12 protein-coding genes, 10 tRNA genes, 5 rRNA genes and 1 pseudogene are annotated in these 24,822 nt (G+C 46.7%); 25 read left to right on the top strand and 3 right to left on the bottom strand.

The window, feature by feature from the left end:
* Positions 1-44: 44 nt before the first annotated feature.
* From J4N44_RS16140 to J4N44_RS16090, 11 genes are all read left to right on the top strand, one after another.
* A tRNA-Glu gene (locus tag J4N44_RS16140) sits at positions 45-120 on the top strand.
* 265 nt (positions 121-385) lie between these two features.
* Positions 386-3,275 (top strand): 23S ribosomal RNA (locus tag J4N44_RS16135).
* An 89-nt stretch (positions 3,276-3,364) separates the two neighbouring features.
* A 5S ribosomal RNA gene (gene rrf / locus J4N44_RS16130) occupies positions 3,365-3,481 on the top strand.
* A 316-nt stretch (positions 3,482-3,797) separates the two neighbouring features.
* Positions 3,798-5,348 (top strand): 16S ribosomal RNA (locus J4N44_RS16125).
* An 88-nt stretch (positions 5,349-5,436) separates the two neighbouring features.
* Positions 5,437-5,512, top strand: a tRNA-Glu gene (locus J4N44_RS16120).
* A gap of 2 nt (positions 5,513-5,514) precedes the next feature.
* Positions 5,515-5,590, top strand: a tRNA-Lys gene (locus J4N44_RS16115).
* A gap of 30 nt (positions 5,591-5,620) precedes the next feature.
* Positions 5,621-5,696, top strand: a tRNA-Val gene (locus J4N44_RS16110).
* A gap of 319 nt (positions 5,697-6,015) precedes the next feature.
* A 23S ribosomal RNA gene (locus J4N44_RS16105) occupies positions 6,016-8,905 on the top strand.
* 89 nt (positions 8,906-8,994) lie between these two features.
* A 5S ribosomal RNA gene (gene rrf, locus J4N44_RS16100) occupies positions 8,995-9,111 on the top strand.
* The 16S, 23S and 5S rRNA genes sit together here with 6 tRNA genes alongside, the layout of an rRNA operon.
* A 68-nt stretch (positions 9,112-9,179) precedes the next feature.
* Positions 9,180-9,256: transfer RNA gene (locus tag J4N44_RS16095), tRNA-Asp, on the top strand.
* A 68-nt stretch (positions 9,257-9,324) separates the two neighbouring features.
* Positions 9,325-9,401, top strand: a tRNA-Trp gene (locus tag J4N44_RS16090).
* Positions 9,402-9,994: 593 nt separating this feature from the next.
* Here J4N44_RS16090 and pssA read toward each other — a convergent pair.
* Positions 9,995-11,335 carry a CDP-diacylglycerol--serine O-phosphatidyltransferase gene (gene pssA, locus J4N44_RS16085; RefSeq protein ID WP_005451105.1) on the bottom strand — a complete coding sequence of 447 codons (1,341 nt, stop codon included), beginning with the start codon at positions 11,333-11,335 and terminating at the stop codon, positions 9,995-9,997.
* Positions 11,336-11,406: 71 nt separating this feature from the next.
* Positions 11,407-11,838, bottom strand: a complete 432-nt coding sequence (locus J4N44_RS16080; protein WP_017191164.1) for a GNAT family N-acetyltransferase — start codon at positions 11,836-11,838, stop codon at positions 11,407-11,409.
* 101 nt (positions 11,839-11,939) lie between these two features.
* Here J4N44_RS16080 and murB point away from each other — a divergent pair, with 101 nt between their 5' ends.
* Together murB and birA are read left to right on the top strand one after the other, a co-directional pair.
* Positions 11,940-12,983, top strand: a complete 1,044-nt coding sequence (gene murB, locus J4N44_RS16075) for a UDP-N-acetylmuramate dehydrogenase (RefSeq protein WP_005451110.1) — start codon at positions 11,940-11,942, stop codon at positions 12,981-12,983.
* Positions 12,980-13,945 carry a bifunctional biotin--[acetyl-CoA-carboxylase] ligase/biotin operon repressor BirA gene (gene birA / locus J4N44_RS16070; RefSeq protein ID WP_005451112.1) on the top strand — a complete coding sequence of 322 codons (966 nt, stop codon included), beginning with the start codon at positions 12,980-12,982 and terminating at the stop codon, positions 13,943-13,945. The genes murB and birA overlap by 4 nt, the downstream gene beginning before the upstream one ends.
* Positions 13,946-13,970: 25 nt before the next feature.
* Here the strand turns inward: birA and coaA are convergent, their stop codons facing one another.
* A complete protein-coding gene (coaA, locus tag J4N44_RS16065) occupies positions 13,971-14,894 on the bottom strand; it encodes a type I pantothenate kinase (protein WP_017817494.1) in 924 nt (307 codons plus the stop codon).
* Between the two features lie 206 nt (positions 14,895-15,100).
* On the opposite strand from coaA, the gene J4N44_RS16060 reads away from it, so the two are divergent.
* From J4N44_RS16060 to rpoB, 12 genes and pseudogenes are all read left to right on the top strand, one after another.
* Positions 15,101-15,176, top strand: a tRNA-Thr gene (locus tag J4N44_RS16060).
* A gap of 53 nt (positions 15,177-15,229) precedes the next feature.
* Positions 15,230-15,314 (top strand) — tRNA-Tyr (locus tag J4N44_RS16055).
* A gap of 35 nt (positions 15,315-15,349) precedes the next feature.
* Positions 15,350-15,424, top strand: a tRNA-Gly gene (locus tag J4N44_RS16050).
* Positions 15,425-15,437: 13 nt separating this feature from the next.
* Positions 15,438-15,513, top strand: a tRNA-Thr gene (locus J4N44_RS16045).
* 153 nt (positions 15,514-15,666) lie between these two features.
* Positions 15,667-16,801, top strand: a pseudogene (gene tuf / locus J4N44_RS16040) (elongation factor Tu).
* 267 nt (positions 16,802-17,068) lie between these two features.
* Positions 17,069-17,449, top strand: coding sequence for a preprotein translocase subunit SecE (gene secE / locus J4N44_RS16035; protein WP_005451121.1), 381 nt, complete (start codon positions 17,069-17,071; stop codon positions 17,447-17,449).
* Positions 17,450-17,462: 13 nt separating this feature from the next.
* On the top strand, positions 17,463-18,011 hold the full coding sequence (gene nusG / locus J4N44_RS16030; protein ID WP_005451123.1) for a transcription termination/antitermination protein NusG: 549 nt from the start codon (positions 17,463-17,465) through the stop codon (positions 18,009-18,011).
* A 143-nt stretch (positions 18,012-18,154) separates the two neighbouring features.
* Positions 18,155-18,583: a 50S ribosomal protein L11 gene (gene rplK, locus J4N44_RS16025; RefSeq protein ID WP_005451125.1), complete on the top strand. Its 429-nt coding sequence runs from the start codon at positions 18,155-18,157 to the stop codon at positions 18,581-18,583.
* 4 nt (positions 18,584-18,587) lie between these two features.
* Positions 18,588-19,289 carry a 50S ribosomal protein L1 gene (rplA, locus tag J4N44_RS16020; RefSeq protein ID WP_005384683.1) on the top strand — a complete coding sequence of 234 codons (702 nt, stop codon included), beginning with the start codon at positions 18,588-18,590 and terminating at the stop codon, positions 19,287-19,289.
* A 293-nt stretch (positions 19,290-19,582) separates the two neighbouring features.
* Complete coding sequence (gene rplJ, locus J4N44_RS16015; RefSeq protein ID WP_005451126.1) at positions 19,583-20,077, top strand: 50S ribosomal protein L10; 495 nt, start codon at positions 19,583-19,585, stop codon at positions 20,075-20,077.
* A 57-nt stretch (positions 20,078-20,134) separates the two neighbouring features.
* Entirely contained in the window at positions 20,135-20,503 is a 369-nt protein-coding gene (gene rplL / locus J4N44_RS16010; RefSeq protein ID WP_005433642.1) for a 50S ribosomal protein L7/L12, read from the top strand.
* 250 nt (positions 20,504-20,753) lie between these two features.
* A complete protein-coding gene (gene rpoB, locus J4N44_RS16005; protein WP_005451129.1) occupies positions 20,754-24,782 on the top strand; it encodes a DNA-directed RNA polymerase subunit beta in 4,029 nt (1,342 codons plus the stop codon).
* Positions 24,783-24,822 lie beyond the last annotated feature (40 nt).

The raw sequence follows: 24,822 nt of genomic DNA, 5'->3' as shown, positions 1-24,822 counted from the left end.
TATAAAGTAAAGAGAGGAAGAGTTCCCAAACTCTTCAATCCAGTGTCCCGTTCGTCTAGAGGCCTAGGACACCGCCCTTTCACGGCGGTAACAGGGGTTCGACTCCCCTACGGGATACCATCTTTAAACATTCTCTCTTGAGAGTTTTTAAAAATGGTTACTTCATTAGAAGTGATTAGCTCTTTAACAATTTGGAAAGCTGACAAAACAAACTTTTAAGTTTGTTTGTAAAGTTCTCAATGTTTGTCTTTATGACAAACACCAATACAACACATTCAAGTGTTCTTGGAATTTGAGTCCGGCAAAATCGAGTCTGCATCATGTATAAAAATTGCAGACAACTTTGGTGACTTGTTCATCAACTCGAAACTCCTTCGGGTTGTATGGTTAAGTGACTAAGCGTACACGGTGGATGCCTTGGCAGTCAGAGGCGATGAAGGACGTATTAACTTGCGATAAGCCCAGATTAGGTAGTAAAAACCATTTGAGTCTGGGATTTCCGAATGGGGAAACCCACTAGCATAAGCTAGTATCGCTGCGTGAATACATAGCGCAGCGAGGCGAACCGGGGGAACTGAAACATCTAAGTACCCCGAGGAAAAGAAATCAACCGAGATTCCGAAAGTAGCGGCGAGCGAAATTGGACTAGCCCTTAAGCTTTTTATGCGTCAGGTGAAACTTCTGGAAAGTTGTGCGATACAGGGTGATAGCCCCGTAACCGGCAACGCATTTAAAGTGAAATCGAGTAGGGCGGGACACGTGATATCCTGTCTGAATATGGGGGGACCATCCTCCAAGGCTAAATACTACTGACTGACCGATAGTGAACCAGTACCGTGAGGGAAAGGCGAAAAGAACCCCTGTGAGGGGAGTGAAATAGAACCTGAAACCGTGTACGTACAAGCAGTAGGAGCACCTTCGTGGTGTGACTGCGTACCTTTTGTATAATGGGTCAGCGACTTATATTCAGTGGCAAGGTTAACCATCTAGGGGAGCCGTAGGGAAACCGAGTCTTAACTGGGCGTTCAGTCTCTGGATATAGACCCGAAACCAGGTGATCTAGCCATGGGCAGGTTGAAGGTTGAGTAACATCAACTGGAGGACCGAACCGACTAATGTTGAAAAATTAGCGGATGACTTGTGGCTAGGGGTGAAAGGCCAATCAAACCTGGAGATAGCTGGTTCTCCCCGAAAGCTATTTAGGTAGCGCCTCGGACGAATACTACTGGGGGTAGAGCACTGTTAAGGCTAGGGGGTCATCCCGACTTACCAACCCTTTGCAAACTCCGAATACCAGTAAGTACTATCCGGGAGACACACGGCGGGTGCTAACGTCCGTCGTGGAGAGGGAAACAACCCAGACCGCCAGCTAAGGTCCCAAATTACTACTAAGTGGGAAACGATGTGGGAAGGCTCAGACAGCCAGGATGTTGGCTTAGAAGCAGCCATCATTTAAAGAAAGCGTAATAGCTCACTGGTCGAGTCGGCCTGCGCGGAAGATGTAACGGGGCTAAGTAGTAAACCGAAGCTGCGGCAATGCACTTTAGTGCATTGGGTAGGGGAGCGTTCTGTAAGCGGTTGAAGGTGTGTGGTAACGCATGCTGGACGTATCAGAAGTGCGAATGCTGACATGAGTAACGATAAAGGGGGTGAAAAACCTCCTCGCCGGAAGACCAAGGGTTCCTGTCCAACGTTAATCGGGGCAGGGTAAGTCGACCCCTAAGGCGAGGCCGAAAGGCGTAGTCGATGGGAAACGGGTTAATATTCCCGTACTTCTTACAATTGCGATGGGGGGACGGAGAAGGCTAGGTGGGCCTGGCGACGGTTGTCCAGGTTCAAGTGCGTAGGCTTAAGAGTTAGGTAAATCCGGCTCTTTTTAAGGCTGAGACACGACGTCGAGCTACTACGGTAGTGAAGTCATTGATGCCATGCTTCCAGGAAAAGCCTCTAAGCTTCAGATTGTAAGGAATCGTACCCCAAACCGACACAGGTGGTCGGGTAGAGAATACCAAGGCGCTTGAGAGAACTCGGGTGAAGGAACTAGGCAAAATGGTACCGTAACTTCGGGAGAAGGTACGCTCTCGACGGTGAAGTCCCTCGCGGATGGAGCTATTGAGAGTCGCAGATACCAGGTGGCTGCAACTGTTTATTAAAAACACAGCACTGTGCAAAATCGTAAGATGACGTATACGGTGTGACGCCTGCCCGGTGCCGGAAGGTTAATTGATGGGGTTAGACTTCGGTCGAAGCTCTTGATCGAAGCCCCGGTAAACGGCGGCCGTAACTATAACGGTCCTAAGGTAGCGAAATTCCTTGTCGGGTAAGTTCCGACCTGCACGAATGGCGTAATGATGGCCACGCTGTCTCCACCCGAGACTCAGTGAAATTGAAATCGCTGTGAAGATGCAGTGTACCCGCGGCTAGACGGAAAGACCCCGTGAACCTTTACTACAGCTTGGCACTGAACATTGACCCTACATGTGTAGGATAGGTGGGAGGCTTTGAAGCACAGTCGCTAGATTGTGTGGAGCCGTCCTTGAAATACCACCCTTGTAGTGTTGATGTTCTAACGTTGACCCCTAATCGGGGTTGCGGACAGTGCCTGGTGGGTAGTTTGACTGGGGCGGTCTCCTCCCAAAGCGTAACGGAGGAGCACGAAGGTGGGCTAATCACGGTTGGACATCGTGAGGTTAGTGCAATGGCATAAGCCCGCTTGACTGCGAGAATGACGGTTCGAGCAGGTGCGAAAGCAGGTCATAGTGATCCGGTGGTTCTGAATGGAAGGGCCATCGCTCAACGGATAAAAGGTACTCCGGGGATAACAGGCTGATACCGCCCAAGAGTTCATATCGACGGCGGTGTTTGGCACCTCGATGTCGGCTCATCACATCCTGGGGCTGAAGTCGGTCCCAAGGGTATGGCTGTTCGCCATTTAAAGTGGTACGCGAGCTGGGTTTAGAACGTCGTGAGACAGTTCGGTCCCTATCTGCCGTGGGCGTTGGAAGATTGAAGGGGGCTGCTCCTAGTACGAGAGGACCGGAGTGGACGAACCTCTGGTGTTCGGGTTGTGTCGCCAGACGCATTGCCCGGTAGCTAAGTTCGGAATCGATAACCGCTGAAAGCATCTAAGCGGGAAGCGAGCCCTGAGATGAGTCTTCCCTGATACTTTAAGTATCCTAAAGGGTTGTTCGAGACTAGAACGTTGATAGGCAGGGTGTGTAAGCGTTGTGAGGCGTTGAGCTAACCTGTACTAATTGCCCGTGAGGCTTAACCATACAACACCCAAGGGGTTTTGATGGACTCAATGTAAGAACATTGAATGTGTAAATAGAACCTAAAACAGCTTTCCGAATTAAAGAATTTGCTTGGCGACCATAGCGATTTGGACCCACCTGACTTCCATTCCGAACTCAGAAGTGAAACGAATTAGCGTCGATGGTAGTGTGGGGCTTCCCCATGTGAGAGTAGAACATCGCCAGGCTTTATTTTGCACTTGCTTATTTAATAAGCAAGTCACCATAAAGTTCTAAATTATTTTAGAGTTTTATGTTGACTTTCAAAGTGGAAAGCGTATTATACGCACCTCGCTTAAGTGCTAAGGCACTGAAAGCCAAGCTCTTTAACAATATAGACCTATCAATCTGTGTGGGCACTCGTTGATGATAATCCAATTAGATACTTCGGTATCAAATTAGGTTTCAATGAAACGAAGTGACCATTGAATCGAAAGATTCAGCACAGTCAATTCAAACATTACTTATGTAATGTTCAGTATTCATTGAGCCGAACAAAATCTTAAATTGAAGAGTTTGATCATGGCTCAGATTGAACGCTGGCGGCAGGCCTAACACATGCAAGTCGAGCGGAAACGAGTTATCTGAACCTTCGGGGGACGATAACGGCGTCGAGCGGCGGACGGGTGAGTAATGCCTAGGAAATTGCCCTGTGTGGGGGATAACCATTGGAAACGATGGCTAATACCGCATAATACCTACGGGTCAAAGAGGGGGACCTTCGGGCCTCTCGCGTCAGGATATGCCTAGGTGGGATTAGCTAGTTGGTGAGGTAATGGCTCACCAAGGCGACGATCCCTAGCTGGTCTGAGAGGATGATCAGCCACACTGGAACTGAGACACGGTCCAGACTCCTACGGGAGGCAGCAGTGGGGAATATTGCACAATGGGCGCAAGCCTGATGCAGCCATGCCGCGTGTGTGAAGAAGGCCTTCGGGTTGTAAAGCACTTTCAGTCGTGAGGAAGGTAGTGTAGTTAATAGCTGCATTATTTGACGTTAGCGACAGAAGAAGCACCGGCTAACTCCGTGCCAGCAGCCGCGGTAATACGGAGGGTGCGAGCGTTAATCGGAATTACTGGGCGTAAAGCGCATGCAGGTGGTTTGTTAAGTCAGATGTGAAAGCCCGGGGCTCAACCTCGGAATAGCATTTGAAACTGGCAGACTAGAGTACTGTAGAGGGGGGTAGAATTTCAGGTGTAGCGGTGAAATGCGTAGAGATCTGAAGGAATACCGGTGGCGAAGGCGGCCCCCTGGACAGATACTGACACTCAGATGCGAAAGCGTGGGGAGCAAACAGGATTAGATACCCTGGTAGTCCACGCCGTAAACGATGTCTACTTGGAGGTTGTGGCCTTGAGCCGTGGCTTTCGGAGCTAACGCGTTAAGTAGACCGCCTGGGGAGTACGGTCGCAAGATTAAAACTCAAATGAATTGACGGGGGCCCGCACAAGCGGTGGAGCATGTGGTTTAATTCGATGCAACGCGAAGAACCTTACCTACTCTTGACATCCAGAGAACTTTCCAGAGATGGATTGGTGCCTTCGGGAACTCTGAGACAGGTGCTGCATGGCTGTCGTCAGCTCGTGTTGTGAAATGTTGGGTTAAGTCCCGCAACGAGCGCAACCCTTATCCTTGTTTGCCAGCACTTCGGGTGGGAACTCCAGGGAGACTGCCGGTGATAAACCGGAGGAAGGTGGGGACGACGTCAAGTCATCATGGCCCTTACGAGTAGGGCTACACACGTGCTACAATGGCGCATACAGAGGGCGGCCAACTTGCGAGAGTGAGCGAATCCCAAAAAGTGCGTCGTAGTCCGGATCGGAGTCTGCAACTCGACTCCGTGAAGTCGGAATCGCTAGTAATCGTGGATCAGAATGCCACGGTGAATACGTTCCCGGGCCTTGTACACACCGCCCGTCACACCATGGGAGTGGGCTGCAAAAGAAGTAGGTAGTTTAACCTTCGGGAGGACGCTTACCACTTTGTGGTTCATGACTGGGGTGAAGTCGTAACAAGGTAGCGCTAGGGGAACCTGGCGCTGGATCACCTCCTTATACGATGATTACTCACGATGAGTGTCCACACAGATTGATACGGTTTATAAAGTAAGAGAGGAAGAGTTCCCAAACTCTTCAATCCAGTGTCCCGTTCGTCTAGAGGCCTAGGACACCGCCCTTTCACGGCGGTAACAGGGGTTCGACTCCCCTACGGGATACCATTGGGTCGTTAGCTCAGTTGGTAGAGCAGTTGACTTTTAATCAATTGGTCGCAGGTTCGAATCCTGCACGACCCACCATTCTTCTCCACGAAGAATCAAAACTTACGTGGGCGATTAGCTCAGTTGGGAGAGCACCTGCCTTACAAGCAGGGGGTCACTGGTTCGAGCCCGGTATCGCCCACCATTCTCTAAGTATTTTTGGATAGGAATTCCAAACCACTTCAGTAAAACGTACGTGGTTAGAATCTTCGTCTCTGAAAGTCTTTAGAAAATGTACTTCCTTGTGAAGAAACATAGCTCTTTAACAATTTGGAAAGCTGACAAAACAAACTTTTAAGTTTGTTTGTAAAGTTCTCAATGTTTGTCTTTATGACAAACACCAATACAACACATTCAAGTGTTCTTGGAATTTGAGTCCGGCAAAATCGAGTCTGCATCATGTATAAAAATTGCAGACAACTTTGGTGACTTGTTCATCAACTCGAAACTCCTTCGGGTTGTATGGTTAAGTGACTAAGCGTACACGGTGGATGCCTTGGCAGTCAGAGGCGATGAAGGACGTATTAACTTGCGATAAGCCCAGATTAGGTAGTAAAAACCATTTGAGTCTGGGATTTCCGAATGGGGAAACCCACTAGCATAAGCTAGTATCGCTGCGTGAATACATAGCGCAGCGAGGCGAACCGGGGGAACTGAAACATCTAAGTACCCCGAGGAAAAGAAATCAACCGAGATTCCGAAAGTAGCGGCGAGCGAAATTGGACTAGCCCTTAAGCTTTTTATGCGTCAGGTGAAACTTCTGGAAAGTTGTGCGATACAGGGTGATAGCCCCGTAACCGGCAACGCATTTAAAGTGAAATCGAGTAGGGCGGGACACGTGATATCCTGTCTGAATATGGGGGGACCATCCTCCAAGGCTAAATACTACTGACTGACCGATAGTGAACCAGTACCGTGAGGGAAAGGCGAAAAGAACCCCTGTGAGGGGAGTGAAATAGAACCTGAAACCGTGTACGTACAAGCAGTAGGAGCACCTTCGTGGTGTGACTGCGTACCTTTTGTATAATGGGTCAGCGACTTATATTCAGTGGCAAGGTTAACCATCTAGGGGAGCCGTAGGGAAACCGAGTCTTAACTGGGCGTTCAGTCTCTGGATATAGACCCGAAACCAGGTGATCTAGCCATGGGCAGGTTGAAGGTTGAGTAACATCAACTGGAGGACCGAACCGACTAATGTTGAAAAATTAGCGGATGACTTGTGGCTAGGGGTGAAAGGCCAATCAAACCTGGAGATAGCTGGTTCTCCCCGAAAGCTATTTAGGTAGCGCCTCGGACGAATACTACTGGGGGTAGAGCACTGTTAAGGCTAGGGGGTCATCCCGACTTACCAACCCTTTGCAAACTCCGAATACCAGTAAGTACTATCCGGGAGACACACGGCGGGTGCTAACGTCCGTCGTGGAGAGGGAAACAACCCAGACCGCCAGCTAAGGTCCCAAATTACTACTAAGTGGGAAACGATGTGGGAAGGCTCAGACAGCCAGGATGTTGGCTTAGAAGCAGCCATCATTTAAAGAAAGCGTAATAGCTCACTGGTCGAGTCGGCCTGCGCGGAAGATGTAACGGGGCTAAGTAGTAAACCGAAGCTGCGGCAATGCACTTTAGTGCATTGGGTAGGGGAGCGTTCTGTAAGCGGTTGAAGGTGTGTGGTAACGCATGCTGGACGTATCAGAAGTGCGAATGCTGACATGAGTAACGATAAAGGGGGTGAAAAACCTCCTCGCCGGAAGACCAAGGGTTCCTGTCCAACGTTAATCGGGGCAGGGTAAGTCGACCCCTAAGGCGAGGCCGAAAGGCGTAGTCGATGGGAAACGGGTTAATATTCCCGTACTTCTTACAATTGCGATGGGGGGACGGAGAAGGCTAGGTGGGCCTGGCGACGGTTGTCCAGGTTCAAGTGCGTAGGCTTAAGAGTTAGGTAAATCCGGCTCTTTTTAAGGCTGAGACACGACGTCGAGCTACTACGGTAGTGAAGTCATTGATGCCATGCTTCCAGGAAAAGCCTCTAAGCTTCAGATTGTAAGGAATCGTACCCCAAACCGACACAGGTGGTCGGGTAGAGAATACCAAGGCGCTTGAGAGAACTCGGGTGAAGGAACTAGGCAAAATGGTACCGTAACTTCGGGAGAAGGTACGCTCTCGACGGTGAAGTCCCTCGCGGATGGAGCTATTGAGAGTCGCAGATACCAGGTGGCTGCAACTGTTTATTAAAAACACAGCACTGTGCAAAATCGTAAGATGACGTATACGGTGTGACGCCTGCCCGGTGCCGGAAGGTTAATTGATGGGGTTAGACTTCGGTCGAAGCTCTTGATCGAAGCCCCGGTAAACGGCGGCCGTAACTATAACGGTCCTAAGGTAGCGAAATTCCTTGTCGGGTAAGTTCCGACCTGCACGAATGGCGTAATGATGGCCACGCTGTCTCCACCCGAGACTCAGTGAAATTGAAATCGCTGTGAAGATGCAGTGTACCCGCGGCTAGACGGAAAGACCCCGTGAACCTTTACTACAGCTTGGCACTGAACATTGACCCTACATGTGTAGGATAGGTGGGAGGCTTTGAAGCACGGTCGCTAGATTGTGTGGAGCCGTCCTTGAAATACCACCCTTGTAGTGTTGATGTTCTAACGTTGACCCCTAATCGGGGTTGCGGACAGTGCCTGGTGGGTAGTTTGACTGGGGCGGTCTCCTCCCAAAGCGTAACGGAGGAGCACGAAGGTGGGCTAATCACGGTTGGACATCGTGAGGTTAGTGCAATGGCATAAGCCCGCTTGACTGCGAGAATGACGGTTCGAGCAGGTGCGAAAGCAGGTCATAGTGATCCGGTGGTTCTGAATGGAAGGGCCATCGCTCAACGGATAAAAGGTACTCCGGGGATAACAGGCTGATACCGCCCAAGAGTTCATATCGACGGCGGTGTTTGGCACCTCGATGTCGGCTCATCACATCCTGGGGCTGAAGTCGGTCCCAAGGGTATGGCTGTTCGCCATTTAAAGTGGTACGCGAGCTGGGTTTAGAACGTCGTGAGACAGTTCGGTCCCTATCTGCCGTGGGCGTTGGAAGATTGAAGGGGGCTGCTCCTAGTACGAGAGGACCGGAGTGGACGAACCTCTGGTGTTCGGGTTGTGTCGCCAGACGCATTGCCCGGTAGCTAAGTTCGGAATCGATAACCGCTGAAAGCATCTAAGCGGGAAGCGAGCCCTGAGATGAGTCTTCCCTGATACTTTAAGTATCCTAAAGGGTTGTTCGAGACTAGAACGTTGATAGGCAGGGTGTGTAAGCGTTGTGAGGCGTTGAGCTAACCTGTACTAATTGCCCGTGAGGCTTAACCATACAACACCCAAGGGGTTTTGATGGACTCAATGTAAGAACATTGAATGTGTAAATAGAACCTAAAACAGCTTTCCGAATTAAAGAATTTGCTTGGCGACCATAGCGATTTGGACCCACCTGACTTCCATTCCGAACTCAGAAGTGAAACGAATTAGCGTCGATGGTAGTGTGGGGCTTCCCCATGTGAGAGTAGGACATCGCCAGGCTTGTATTTTATTTTCACTTTTTATGAAAAAGTGAAGACAAAAACTTAGACTTTAGGTCTAACCAGTGCGGAGCGGTAGTTCAGTTGGTTAGAATACCGGCCTGTCACGCCGGGGGTCGCGGGTTCGAGTCCCGTCCGCTCCGCCACTTATTTCAAAGACCTCGCTTTTGCGAGGTTTTTTTGAATCTACAATGTGATAAACTGTAGTTTCTACAGGGGTGTAGCTCCAATTGGCAGAGCAGCGGATTCCAAATCCGCGTGTTGGGAGTTCGAATCTCTCCACCCCTGCCATATTTAAGGCTCTAGCAGAAATGCTAGAGCCTTTTTCGTATATGGAGGAACGAGTACCAGTCTAGTTGGAAGAGCAGGGGATTCCCCTAATGCCCAAATAGTGCGTGTTGGGAACTGAGCCGCCAGTCCGCTTGGCAGCAAGCCATATCGAATCTCCGGAGTGCCGGTCCAATCTACCCCTGCCATATTTAAGACTCTGGCTGAAATGCTAGAGCCTCTTTCGTATATGAAGAAAAGAGTACCAGTCTAGTTGGAAGAGTATCTGATTCTCCTAACGCCAGAATCGTGCGTGTTGAGATTAGATCTCCAGATCGCTTGGCAGTAAGTCCTATCGAATCTCGGAGTATTGATCCAATCTACCTCTGTCATATTTAAAGCTCCAGCAGAAATGCTGGAGCCTTTTCGTTACAATCTGGACCTGTTATCTTGTTGAATTTCTTAGAATACAAAGTCGTCTCATCCCATTGTATATCGAACTGTCAGTTTAAATACTTAAAGAAAGCAACAATGTTGTAATCTATGTCGCTAGCTGTACATAATAAAAAAGCCCAGTATTTTCATACTGGGCTCTGTAAGTTTACTATCGAAGCATTTTAAAGAATGCGTTTTAGTACACCATCAGCTTTGATACGTGTGATCTTACGGACCAGCTTCTGAACACTGACTGGATAGTCTTCCACTTTCTCTAATTGCTTGTAAGTACAAATAAGCTGAGTGTGCTCTAGAATGTTTGCCACCTCTTGTTCAAATTTGTCTGTCATCTTCGCGAAGTTGTCTTGTACTAAAAGACCATTTTCAAGATCTAGTGACCATGCTCTAGGGTTTAGGTTGTTGCCTGTCATAAGCATGTAGCGCTTATCAACCCAGATACCTTTGAGGTGGAAGCTATTGTTATCATGTTTCCAAAGGTGAATAGATAATTTGCGAGCAGCAATGCTTGCTTCATTCGCTTTAGCGAAACGACGTAAGTTGAGTTCGTACAGATATGGTAAACCACCAATAGTTTTGAACTCTTCTTCAGGAGAGATGTAAAAGTCGTTTGCAGTCTTGTCACCAACCACGATTGTTACTTTTACACCACGTTTCATTGCACGTTTTACTTCACGATTAATCGCTTTCGGGAAGTTAAAGTAAGGTGTACAGATAAAGATTTCGTTCTGAGCAGCTGCAAGCAGCTTAACGATTTTCTGGTTGAGTAAATTACGGCGCTTCCCTAAACCTACCAGCGGTGTAACTTTCACTTCGTCTTCGCTGGCTACTTCGGGTTTAAATTCGTAATTAGCACGAGCTAAAGAAGAGCGAAGTTGGCGAATGTCCGCTTTGATCTCTTTTGTCTCAGGTTTATCTTTATCTGCAAGATCATTAACTGCAGGGTGGGCGATCATTTCATCCTGAATGAATCCTACCATCGAGTCTGCTAATGCTTTGTGTTGAATGACATGGTAGCGATCGAAGCGGTAACGACCATTGTATTGTAGGTATACGTTGTTAAGACTTGCTCCGCTGTAAATGACGGTGTCATCTACGATGAAGCCTTTAAGATGAAGTACACCAAAGACTTCTCTGCCTCGTACAGGAATACCGTATACAGGAATTGAGTGCTGGTATTTTTTTGCGAATGCCTTGTAAAGTGCTGCGTTGCCTTCAGATGATTCTGCACCAATGAGACCACGTTGCGCTCGGTGCCAATCTACACAGATATTGATGTCCAATCCAGGATTGCGCTGTTTCGCTTCATAAAGCGCTGTGAAAATTTCACGTCCAGCTTCATCATCTTCCAGATATAGAGCGACTAGGTAAATTCGTGACGTTGCTTTGCTGATCGCATCAAGAAGACGAGCTCTGAAAGCATCTGCTGCGTGCAGAACTTCGAAGTCTTCAGGCTTAACTGCGAGACTTGGCAACTGTTCGAATGGGTTCCTACTTACTATCATACCGGTGTGAGTACCTTAATTAAGTGCAATATTGCGAACCTGATATTTTACCAAAGATATGATTTCTCTGGCTACAAAAGCGCACTGTTTGAAGCACTAGAAGTAATGAATTGCATTGGAATGAGATCTTTGCCACTGTCCACGTACCGTAAATAAGCCATTTTCAATGAGTTTGGAAGCTCAGAGCTATCAATGGTTTTGAATCCATGTTGAGAGTAATATGCCTCTAAATGATTAAAAGCAAAGCAATAATCTCCATTGTTGAAAACAGTGTTTTCGCAATGAGTAAGTAATGCTTGACCGACCCCTGTTCCCCTACATTCCGGAACAACAAGCATACCAGTCAGCAAGCGAGACTTTTCGACCGCTTTCATTCTAAGGAGAGCAACGATTTTTCCTTCTAAACTTGCGGTGATGATCAGCTCATCACGCTTGGCTTTTCCGGCAGGGTAATGTGCTTTGTATAATCTCTTGATCAGAGGTAGTTTGATCGGATTTAACACTTCTATGATTAATGAGCTAGGTATTGTCACTGCGGCTAAAACATAACTAAGGTAGAATGGCTACAGTTTAAGAGAATCTCATCTGGCGTTGCAAATCCACTATGGAAATTAAGAAACATGCGAGCCTCAAGGCTTTCCACACATTTGGTATCGAACAAACTTGTGCTTATTTAGCGATCGTTGAAACTATCGATGATGTTATTCAGCTATTTAAAGATGAAGCTTACCTAGAGTTACCGAAGCTATTTTTAGGTAAGGGCAGTAACATGCTGTTTACTCAACACTATGAAGGCATGGTCATCATTAACCGCTTAATGGGCAAAACTGTTACTGAAGAAGGTGCTCATTATCTATTGCACATTGAAGGCGGTGAGGATTGGCCGGCGCTTGTTCAATGGTGTGTAGAACAAGGTATGGGAGGTATTGAGAACCTCGCACTCATCCCTGGCTGTGCAGGCTCGGCACCTATTCAAAATATCGGAGCCTATGGATTGGAATTGCAAAATGTGTGCGAATACGTAGATATCCTCGATTTGGAGAACTTCACGACCAAACGCATGACTGCAGAAGAGTGCCAATTTGGCTATCGTGATTCGATCTTCAAGCATGCATTATATGAAAAATGCTTTATTACTGCGGTCGGTCTCAAACTGCCAAAGCAATGGAAGGCGATCAATCAATATGGTCCTTTGCAAAGTATTCCTGAAGAAGAGCTTAGTCCCCTAACCATTTTTGAGCGTGTATGCCAAGTGCGAATGGAAAAATTGCCAGACCCTGCAAAAGTTGGTAACGCAGGAAGCTTTTTTAAAAATCCAGTGATCAGCCAAGATCATTACGATCAACTTATCAAAAAGCACAGCAATATGGTGGCTTACCCTGCGAAAGGAGGAATGAAAGTCGCTGCGGGTTGGTTAATCGACCAATGTGGTTTGAAGGGGGTATCAGTGAACGGTGCTCAAGTAAATCCACTCCAAGCTTTGGTTCTAACTAATGTTGATAATTGTAGTGCCAATGACGTTGTCGAGCTTGCGTCTTTGGTAAAAAGGACCGTTTGGGATAAATACCAAATTGAACTAGAACATGAAGTTCGTTTTATGAATAACAAGGGCGAGACTAACCTAACTGAGATTGAGGCTACGCGATGAGAAAGGAACACTCTGCAAAACTGCATATTCTCAAAGCGCTAAGTGACGGTGATTTTCATTCTGGGGAAGCCTTAGGGCAAGAATTGGGTATATCACGCGCTGCTATTGCAAAGCACATCAAAGGTCTTAATGATTGGGGCGTAGACATTTACCGGATTCAAGGACGTGGCTACCAGCTAGCTCAGCCTTTACAACTGCTTGATGAGCAAAGGCTTCAAGCTCATGTTGATACTCAACTTGAACTCATCTCGGTTATAGATTCAACCAACCAATATCTGCTCGAGAAAGTCGATGACTCCGATAAGGGGCGCGTATGTTTGGCTGAATATCAAGCAAAAGGAAGAGGACGACGTGGGCGCCAATGGATATCGCCTTTTGGGACTAACTTGTATTTGTCGATGTACTGGCGTTTGGATGCTGGTATGGCAGCGGCTATGGGGTTGAGCTTAGTTGTTGGTATCGCAGCAGTGGAAGCTATTGAAGAGATGGGTATCCAAGGCGTGAAACTCAAATGGCCGAACGATATTTACTACGAAGATAAAAAGCTTGCAGGCATTTTAGTTGAAATGTCAGGGCAAGCCGGTGGGGCAGCGCATCTAGTTATTGGCATGGGGCTTAATATCGGTATGCCAGACTTGCAACCTGAAATCGATCAACCGTGGACAACCTTAAACCAAGTGAGCGATAGCCTAGATATCGATCGTAACCAGTTAGCGATTAACCTGATTGAACACTGGAAGAAAGCACTAGAAGAATATGAAATGACAGGGCTCGGTGGGTTTGTAGAGCGTTGGAATCGTTTAGACAACTTTATTGGACGCCCTGTAAAGCTATTGATGGGACCTAGAGAAATCCATGGGGTAGTAAAGGGCATCGATCAGCAAGGTGGTGTAGTATTAGAAACCACTAATGGATTGGAGACCTACGTTGGTGGTGAGATCTCCCTAAGGAAAGGTGATTAACCTCTAGTCTAGTGCCTAATAGAGGTTACTTTCTCAACGACACCTTGTCGACGAGATGACTAGGACCTTTGTGCAGAATTAGATGGGCTCTCTCGCGAGTTGGCAGAATGTTATGTTCTAGATTGAGCCCGTTAATGCTTTGCCAAATTTCTTTAGCTTTGTTTTTCGCCTCTTCGACAGACAATTGCGTGTAATGACTAAAATAAGAGCCTGGTTGAGTAAATGCACCTTGGCGGAATTTCAAAAATCGTTCTACATACCATTGCTCAATGGTCTCAGTTTCTGCATCAACATAAATAGAGAAGTCTAGGAAATCAGAGACAAACACGCGATGTGGATCATGCGGATAGTCCATACCACTTTGCAGAACGTTTAACCCTTCGATAATCAGTACATCTGGACGATCTACTTTCTTTCGTTCTTCAGTAATGTCGTACGTAATGTGTGAATAAACTGGGACTTCTAAGTTTGGTTGACCTGCTTTTACATCTGAAACGAATTCTACCAAGCGTTTAATATCGTAAGATTCCGGAAAGCCTTTACGATGCATGATGCCTCTCTCTTCCAGCACTTTCTTTGGATATAAGAAACCATCTGTTGTCACAAGGGCGACTTTCGGATGGTTCTCCCAACGAGAGAGCAATGCTTTTAGAAGTCGTGCGGTAGTACTCTTTCCTACCGCCACACTGCCGGCAATGCCGATAACAAAGGGTGGAGCATGTTCTTCCGTGTTGAGGAACTGCTGAAGTACAGAGTTACGACTTTGGCGAGCCTGAACGTACAGATTTAAAAGACGAGACAAAGGAAGGTAGATCTCTACCGCTTCCTCCATAGTGAGGTTTTCATTAATGCCTTGAAGCGCTTTCAGATCGTCTTCAGAGAGTGTCATCGGAACAGAATTGCGCAATTCTGCCCATTCGGCACGGTCAAATGACAAAAATGGACTCATGGGTCTCTTTTATCCTTGGTTTCATCGAGAGCAAGAACATACAACAAGCTCCGTGCAAAGCAAACGACAAAGCTCGAAAGTTTGCTTTAAAAAGCGAGGTTTGTATGATTTTGCAGCAATCGATTCTAAAAAGTCGAATTTTACGATTTTTTTTGAAATAGCTATTGCAACCTAGAAAATCATTCAATAGAATGCGCACCACTTATGCCGACTTAGCTCAGTAGGTAGAGCAACTGACTTGTAATCAGTAGGTCACCAGTTCGATTCCGGTAGTCGGCACCATTCTTTCCTGTTTCTAGTGGAAACAATTGTAGTAAGAATGGCTTAAAAAATTTGGAGGGGTTCCCGAGTGGCCAAAGGGAGCAGACTGTAAATCTGCCGGCACTGCCTTCGATGGTTCGAATCCGTCCCCCTCCACCATATTCTTTAGGAAATAGCTCTCAGAGTTACGTGTTGCGGGCATCGTATAATGGCTATTACCTCAGCCTTCCAAGCTGATGATGCGGGTTCGATTCCCGCTGCCCGCTCCACTCTAATTTGAGTGCTGATATAGCTCAGGTGGTAGAGCGCATCCTTGGTAAGGATGAGGTCGGCAGTTCGAGTCTGCCTATCAGCACCAGCTCTCAAAGTTATCTCCTTTTGATATAAGATTTACCAATTATCTTTTTTGGTTGCGTGGTCAATTCGGGCCACCTAAATCCGTACCTAGAGGGACTACTCATGTCTAAAGGAAAAATTTGAACGTGTAAAACCGCACGTAAACGTTGGTACTATCGGCCACGTTGACCACGGTAAAACTACTCTAACTGCAGCTATCTGTACAACACTTGCTAAAGTATACGGCGGTGCTGCTCGTGACTTCGCATCTATCGATAACGCTCCAGAAGAGCGTGAGCGCGGTATCACAATCGCTACTTCTCACGTAGAGTACGACACTCCAACTCGCCACTACGCGCACGTTGACTGTCCAGGACACGCGGACTACGTTAAGAACATGATCACTGGTGCTGCACAGATGGACGGTGGTATTCTTTGTAGTTGCTGCAACTGATGGTCCAATGCCACAAACTCGTGAGCACATCCTACTAGGCCGTCAGGTTGGTATCCCATACATCATCGTATTCATGAACAAATGTGACATGGTTGACGATGAAGAGCTACTAGAACTAGTAGAAATGGAAGTTCGTGAACTTCTATCTGAGTACGACTTCCCAGGTGATGACCTACCAGTTATCCAAGGTTCTGCTCTAGGCGCACTAAACGGCGAAGAGCAATGGGAAGCTAAGATTGTTGAACTAGCAGAAGCGCTAGATTCATACATCCCTGAGCCAGAGCGTGCAGTAGATATGCCATTCCTAATGCCTATCGAAGACGTATTCTCAATCCAAGGTCGTGGTACAGTAGTAACTGGTCGTATCGAACGTGGTATCCTAAACGTAGGTGACGAAGTTGCTATCGTTGGTATCAAAGAAACGACTACTACAACATGTACTGGTGTTGAGATGTTCCGTAAGCTTCTTGACGAAGGTCGTGCTGGTGAGAACGTTGGTGCACTTCTACGTGGTACTAAGCGTGATGAAGTTGAACGTGGTCAAGTACTAGCTAAGCCTGGTTCAATCACTCCACACACTAAGTTCGAGTCAGAAGTATACGTACTTTCTAAAGATGAAGGTGGTCGTCACACTCCATTCTTCAAAGGCTACCGTCCACAGTTCTACTTCCGTACAACTGACGTAACTGGTGACATCTCTCTACCAGAAGGCGTAGAAATGGTAATGCCAGGTGACAACATCCAAATGCAAGTTGAGCTAATCGCTCCTATCGCTATGGATGAAGGCCTACGTTTCGCTATCCGTGAAGGTGGCCGTACTGTAGGTGCTGGTGTTGTTGCTAAGATCTTCGACTAATTCTTAAAGAATTAAACGAATGTCTTCGGAAAATCTTGAATTAGATTTGACGAACCAGTAGCAAAAAGGGCATCATTTGATGCCCTTTTTCTGCACTCAACATTATTTTAGCTGTTTTCTTGTTCAGATTTTGGTTGAGAGCAGAGCAAGATTGGCCGGAGAGGCTTAATCTTAAGAGAGTAACGCTGATTTTTTCAGCGATATGGAGTTTGCCCTGCAACAGCGGGGTTGTTGTCGTCTATATTAAGACTTGTGACAGGTTGGTTTATGAAAGCAAATAATGCTGAAACTCCTGATAGCTCAAACGCAGCAGATACGTTTAAGTGGATTGCCGCTTTCGTATTAGCAGCGGCCGCTGTTGTGGGTAATTACCTGTATGGTGAAATGTCTGTAGTAGTTCGCGCTGCAGGCGTTGTTGTTCTAATTGCAGCTGCTCTTGGCGTTGCAGCAACAACGACTAAAGGTAAAGCAGCGATCAGTTTTGCAAAAGAATCTCGTATGGAAGTTCGTAAAGTTGTTTGGCCTACACGCCAAGAAACTATGCAAACAACACTGATCGTTTTAGCTGTAAGTATTGTAATGGCTCTAGCGCTATGGGGTATTGACGGCATCATGGTTCGTCTAGTAGCTCTAGCGACTGGGGTATAGAGGGTTTTAATTCATGAGTGAAGCTCCAAAAAAACGCTGGTATGTGGTTCAAGCCTTCTCTGGATTTGAAGGTCGTGTAGCTCAATCTCTTCGCGAGCATATCAAAATGCACAGCATGGAAGAGCTATTCGGTGAAGTACTGGTTCCTACTGAAGAAGTAGTGGAAATGCGCGCGGGTCAGCGTCGTAAATCTGAGCGTAAGTTCTTCCCAGGTTACGTCCTTGTTCAGATGATTATGAACGATGAATCATGGCACCTAGTACGCAGTGTGCCGCGTGTCATGGGCTTCATTGGTGGTACCTCAGACCGTCCAGCACCTATCACAGACAAAGAAGCTGATGCGATTCTTAATCGTCTTGAGAAAGCAAGTGAAGCTCCTCGTCCACGTACTATGTACGAAGCGGGCGAAGTGGTACGTGTTAATGAAGGTCCATTTGCTGACTTCAATGGTACTGTTGAAGAAGTGGATTACGAGAAGAGCCGCCTGAAAGTGTCTGTGTCGATCTTTGGTCGTGCAACACCAGTTGAGCTTGAATTTGGTCAGGTTGAAAAACTTGATTAAAAAAACACCTTTTTAAGGGTTGTCTAAGGCGCGAATTATGACTATAATTTCGCGCCTTTTTACTTCTGGTGAAGTAAAGAGTTTTTTCATTAAACGGGGAGCTGATCGATGATTAGCGTTTGTACCCAAACTTAGGAATTATCATGGCTAAGAAAGTTGAAGCTTACATCAAGCTACAAGTTGCAGCTGGTATGGCGAACCCAAGTCCACCAGTTGGTCCTGCACTAGGTCAACACGGTGTTAACATCATGGAATTCTGTAAAGCGTTCAACGCGAAAACAGAATCTCTAGAGAAAGGTCTACCTACTCCTGTTGTTATCACTGTATACAACGACCGTTCTTTCACGTTCGTAACTAAGACTCCACCTGCTGCTGTTCTTCTTAAGAAAGCTGCTGGCGTTAAGTCTGGTTCAGGTCGTCCAAACACTGAAAAAGTGGGTACTGTAACTGACGCTCAAATCCAAGAAATCGCAGAAACTAAAGCTGCTGATATGACTGGTGCTGACATCGAAGCAATGAAGCGTTCAATCGCTGGTACTGCTCGTTCAATGGGCCTAGTGGTAGAGGGTTAATAAGATGGCTAAACTAACTAAGCGCATGCGCGTAATCCGCGAAAAAGTTGACGTAACTAAAGAGTACGAAATCAACGAAGCTGTTGCTCTTCTTCAAGAACTAGCTACTGCTAAATTCGTAGAGTCTGTTGACGTTGCTGTTAACCTAGGCATCGATGCTCGTAAATCTGACCAGAACGTACGTGGTGCAACTGTACTACCTCACGGTACTGGCCGCGAAATCCGCGTTGCAGTGTTCACTCAAGGTGCAAACGCTGAAGCAGCTAAAGAAGCTGGCGCAGACATCGTTGGTATGGAAGATCTTGCTGAGCAAGTTAAGAAAGGCGAAATGAACTTCGACGTAGTTGTTGCTTCTCCTGATGCAATGCGCGTTGTAGGTCAACTAGGTACTATCCTAGGTCCTCGCGGTCTAATGCCAAACCCTAAAGTTGGTACTGTAACTCCTAACGTTGCTGAAGCGGTTAAGAACGCTAAAGCTGGTCAGGTTCGTTACCGTAACGACAAAAACGGCATCATCCACACTACTATCGGTAAAGCAAACTTCTCTGCTGAGCAGATCAAAGAGAACCTAGAAGCTCTTCTAGTTGCTCTGAAGAAAGCTAAGCCATCTTCAGCGAAAGGTACTTTCCTGAAGAAAGTAAGCATCTCTACTACTATGGGTGCTGGTGTTGCTGTTGATCAGGCTAGCCTGAACACTCAAGCATAATTTATTTGCTTAGGCGCAAAATTTGTGTATAATTTTGCGCCTAATATTTGTGGTTGGGGCTGAACATTGGTTCTTTGAACTGTCTCCTAGTTCGAAATGAATTAAGACCCAGTCTCCGTCCAAGACCGTAGGTGTTTGTTCTCAAAACAAACTTAATCATCCTACGTAGATGGTGCCCGAACTGACAGAAAGCTCTATGTAAATAGTTAACTTTCTTCTGGGAATGCACCTCAATAGCTCTCACTGTCGTGATGATAGTGAGTGGTGTAACGACAACCAGGAGTAAATCCAAGATGGCTTTAAACCTTCAAGACAAAAAAGCAATTGTTGCTCAAGTCAACGAAGCTGCCAGTGGTGCACTTTCTGCAGTTGTAGCTGATTCTCGTGGCGTTGAAGTTGGCGCGATGACTTCTCTACGTAAACAAGCTCGCGAAGCGGGTGTTTACATGAAAGTCGTGCGTAACACTCTAGCACGTCGTGCGGTTCAGGGTACAGACTACGAGTGTCTAACTGACACTTTCACTGGTCCTACTCTAATCGCGTTCTCTAACGAGCACCCAGGTGCTGCAGCGCGTCTTTTCAAAGACTTCGCTAAAGAGAACAAAGATTTCGAGATCAAAGCTGCTGCATTTGAAGGCGCTTTAACTGACGCTGAAGTACTAGCAACACTACCAACTTACGACGAAGCAATCGCACGCCTAATGATGTGCATGAAAGAAGCTTCTGCTGGCAAGCTGGTACGTACTATCGCTGCTATCCGCGATCAAAAAGAAGAAGCAGCGGCTTAAGCCTTGCTTTTTACTGGTTGCAAAATAAACTTATTGTTGACTTAAAAGAGAATTGTTATGTCTATTACTAACGAGCAAATCCTAGACGCAGTTGCAGAAATGTCTGTAATGCAAGTTGTTGAACTAATCGAAGCTATGGAAGAGAAATTCGGTGTATCTGCTGCTGCTGCAGTAGTTGCAGGTGGCGCAGCAGGCGGCGAAGCTGCAGCTGAGCAAACTGAATTTGACGTAATCCTAGAATCTGCTGGCGGCAACAAAGTTGCTGTAATCAAAGCAGTACGTGGCGCAACTGGCCTAGGTCTTAAAGAAGCTAAAGCTCTTGTAGACGGCGCTCCAGCACCTCTTAAAGAAGGTGTTGACAAAGCAGAAGCTGACGCACTTAAAGCTCAGCTAGAAGAAGCTGGTGCAACTGTTGCTGTTAAGTAATTATTGCATAGTTTCTTAGCCTAACGGCTAATTGGCTGGTGGTTTTTTAACCACCGGCCTTTTTGCGCTGTAGGGTATAGGCGAATTTTCCCGCTGTTTAAGCGCCTGTTCCCAAGCAAAAAACATTTCATTCCTACGCAATGAAATGTCACTACAGTAAACAGCTATTTAGTCACTGTCCCTTACCCCCCTTAAGTAACTAGGAGCGGGCGGACAGTTTGGGTCACTTATCAGCGAGCTGAGGAACCCCATGGTTTACTCTTATACCGAGAAAAAGCGCATCCGTAAGGACTTTGGTACTCGTCCACAAGTTTTGGACATTCCATACCTGCTATCGATCCAGCTCGATTCGTTCGACAAATTCATCGAACAGGATCCTGAAGGTCAATACGGTCTTGAAGCTGCTTTCCGTTCTGTATTCCCAATTCAGAGCTACAACGGCAATTCTGAGCTGCAATACGTTAGCTACCGTCTTGGTGAGCCAGTTTTTGACGTTAAAGAATGTCAAATCCGCGGTGTAACTTACTCAAAGCCACTACGCGTAAAACTACGTCTAGTAATCTTTGATAAAGACGCGCCAGCAGGTACTGTAAAAGACATTAAAGAACAAGAAGTCTACATGGGCGAAATTCCGCTTATGACAGACAATGGTACCTTCGTAATTAACGGTACCGAGAGGGTTATCGTATCCCAGCTGCACCGAAGCCCAGGCGTGTTCTTCGACAGCGATAAGGGTAAGACCCACTCTTCAGGTAAAGTTCTATACAACGCACGTGTTATTCCTTACCGTGGCTCATGGTTAGACTTTGAGTTCGACCCTAAGGATAACTTATACGTACGTATTGACCGCCGTCGTAAGCTACCAGCTTCGATCATCCTTCGTGCACTTGGTAAAACGTCAGAAGAAATCCTAGATATCTTCTTCGAAAAAGTGAACTTCGAAGTGAAAGACCAAACTCTACTAATGGAGTTGGTTCCTGATCGTCTACGTGGTGAAACTGCGTCATTCGACATCGAAGCGAACGGTAAAACTTACGTTGAGCAAGGTCGTCGTGTAACAGCTCGTCATATCCGCCAACTAGAGAAAGATGGCGTTGATCACATCGAAGTACCAGTTGAGTACATCGTTGGTAAAGTTGCATCGAAAGATTACGTCAACGAAGCAACAGGCGAGATCATTGTTAACGCTAACCAGGAAATCAGCCTGGAAGCTCTAGCGAACCTATCTCAGGCTGGCCACAAATCACTAGAAACGTTGTTCACCAACGATCTAGACCATGGTCCATTCATGTCAGAAACGCTACGCATCGACAGCACTGTTGATCGTATTTCTGCTTTGGTAGAAATCTACCGCATGATGCGCCCTGGTGAGCCACCAACAAAAGAAGCTGCAGAAGCACTATTCGAAAGCCTATTCTTCTCTGAAGAGCGTTACGATCTATCGACTGTTGGTCGTATGAAGTTCAACAGCTCTATCGGTCGTGAAGATGCTCAAGAGCAAGGCACACTTGACGAGCTAGATATCGTTGAAGTGATGAAGAAGCTTATCGCGATTCGTAACGGTAAAGGCGAAGTGGACGATATCGACCACCTAGGTAACCGTCGTATCCGCTCTGTAGGCGAAATGGCTGAGAACCAGTTCCGTGTAGGTCTAGTACGTGTTGAGCGTGCAGTTAAAGAGCGTCTAAGCCTAGGCGATCTTGACGCAATCATGCCTCAAGACTTGATCAACGCGAAACCAATCTCTGCAGCTGTTAAAGAATTCTTTGGCTCTTCACAGCTTTCACAGTTCATGGACCAAAACAACCCGCTATCAGAAGTAACGCATAAGCGTCGTATTTCTGCATTGGGTCCTGGCGGTCTAACTCGTGAACGTGCTGGCTTCGAAGTACGTGACGTACACGTAACTCACTACGGTCGTCTATGTCCTATCGAAACGCCGGAAGGTCCAAACATCGGTCTGATCAACTCTCTATCTGCGTTTGCGCGTTGTAACGAGTACGGTTTCCTAGAGACACCATACCGTCGCGTTGTAGATGGCATTGTAACAGACGAAGTAGATTACCTATCTGCAATCGAAGAAGGTCAATTCGTTATCGCACAGGCTAATGCTGCGTTAACTGAAGAAGGCGGTTTTGCAGATGAGCTGATCACAGCTCGTCAAAAAGGTGAATCTGGTCTACACCCTCGTGAGCACGCTCAGTACATGGACGTTGCGACAAACCAGGTTGTATCTATTGCTGCATCGCTTATCCCGTTCCTAGAACACGATGATGCGAACCGTGCATTGATGGGTGCGAACATGCAACGTCAGGCAGTTCCAACACTGAAAGCTGACAAACCGCTTGTTGGTACTGGTATTGAACGTAACGTAGCAGTTGACTCAGGTGTAACTGCAGTTGCTAAACGTGGTGGTGTAATCCAGTCTGTAGATGCTTCTCGTATCGTTGTTAAAGTGAACGAAGAAGAGCTAGTACCAGGTGAAGCTGGTATCGACATCTACAACCTGACTAAATACACACGTTCTAACCAGAACACATGTATTAACCAGCGCCCATGTGTGATGCCAGGTGAACCTGTATCACGCGGTGACGTTCTTGCTGATGGTCCTTCAACAGACCTTGGTGAACTAGCGCTTGGTCAAAACATGCGTATCGCGTTCATGCCTTGGAATGGTTACAACTTCGAAGACTCGATCTTAGTATCTGAGCGCGTAGTTCAAGAAGACCGTTTCACGACTATCCACATCCAAGAACTTACTTGTGTGGCGCGTGATACTAAGCTTGGTTCTGAAGAGATCACAGCTGATATTCCAAACGTAGGTGAGTCTGCTCTGTCTAAACTAGACGAGTCAGGTATCGTTTACATCGGTGCTGAAGTTAAGGGTGGCGACATCCTAGTTGGTAAAGTAACACCTAAAGGTGAAACTCAGCTAACGCCTGAAGAGAAGCTACTACGTGCAATCTTCGGTGAAAAAGCATCTGACGTTAAAGATACTTCACTACGTGTACCTAACTCTGTATCAGGTACGATCATCGACGTTCAAGTCTTCACTCGCGATGGCGTAGAGAAAGACAAGCGTGCGCTTGAAATCGAACAAATGCAGCTTAAAGAAGCGAAGAAAGACCTAACTGAAGAATTCCAGATTCTTGAGGGTGGCCTTCTAAACCGTGTTAAAGCTGTACTGATTGAAGGTGGTTACTCTGAAGCGAAACTAGACACAACTGATCGTAAGAAGTGGCTAGAACTAACGCTAGAAGATGACGCTCTACAAACTCAGCTAGAACAACTAGCAGAGCAGTGGGACGAGCTAAAAGCTGACTTCGATAAGAAATTCGAAACTAAGCGTCGCAAGATCACTCAAGGTGATGATCTAGCACCTGGCGTACTGAAGATCGTTAAGGTTTACCTAGCGGTTAAACGTCGTATTCAGCCTGGTGATAAGATGGCGGGTCGTCACGGTAACAAGGGTGTAATCTCTAAGATTAACCCTGTTGAAGACATGCCATACGATGAGAAAGGTCAGCCTGTAGACATCGTACTTAACCCACTGGGTGTACCTTCGCGTATGAACATCGGTCAGATCCTAGAAGTACACTTAGGTCTGGCAGCGAAAGGTATTGGTGACAAGATCAACCAGATGGTTAAAGAGCAGCAAGAACTAGCGAAATTCCGCGAGTTCCTACAAAAAGTTTACGATCTAGGCGAGACTCGCCAGAAAGTAGATATTGCTTCTCTATCTGATGACGAAGTTCGTACTCTGATCAAGAACCTACGTGGCGGTCTACCAATCGCGACTCCAGTATTTGACGGTGCACCAGAAGCGTCTATTAAAGCGCTACTGAAACTAGCAGACCTACCAGAATCTGGTCAGCTAAAACTGTTTGATGGTCGCACAGGTGACCAGTTTGAGCGCCCTGTAACAGTAGGTTACATGTACATGCTGAAACTGAACCACCTTGTTGATGACAAGATGCACGCTCGTTCAACTGGTTCGTACAGCCTAGTAACTCAGCAGCCACTTGGTGGTAAAGCTCAGTTCGGTGGTCAGCGTTTCGGTGAGATGGAAGTATGGGCACTAGAAGCATACGGTGCGGCTTACACTCTACAAGAAATGCTAACGGTTAAGTCGGATGACGTTAACGGCCGTACTAAGATGTACAAAAACATCGTAGACGGTAACCACAGCATGGAACCTGGTATGCCAGAATCGTTCAACGTACTGTTGAAAGAGATTCGCTCGCTAGGTATCAACATCGAGCTAGAAGACGAAGAGTAATCTCTTTCTCTCTTGACTAAGGTTGAGAGAATCTAAAGCG

It is taken from the genome of Vibrio sp. SCSIO 43155, from assembly GCF_023716605.1.
Classification (GTDB): domain Bacteria; phylum Pseudomonadota; class Gammaproteobacteria; order Enterobacterales; family Vibrionaceae; genus Vibrio; species Vibrio harveyi.
Note: the sequence above shows the minus strand (reverse complement) of the source record. Positions and strands in the feature narration are given on the sequence as shown.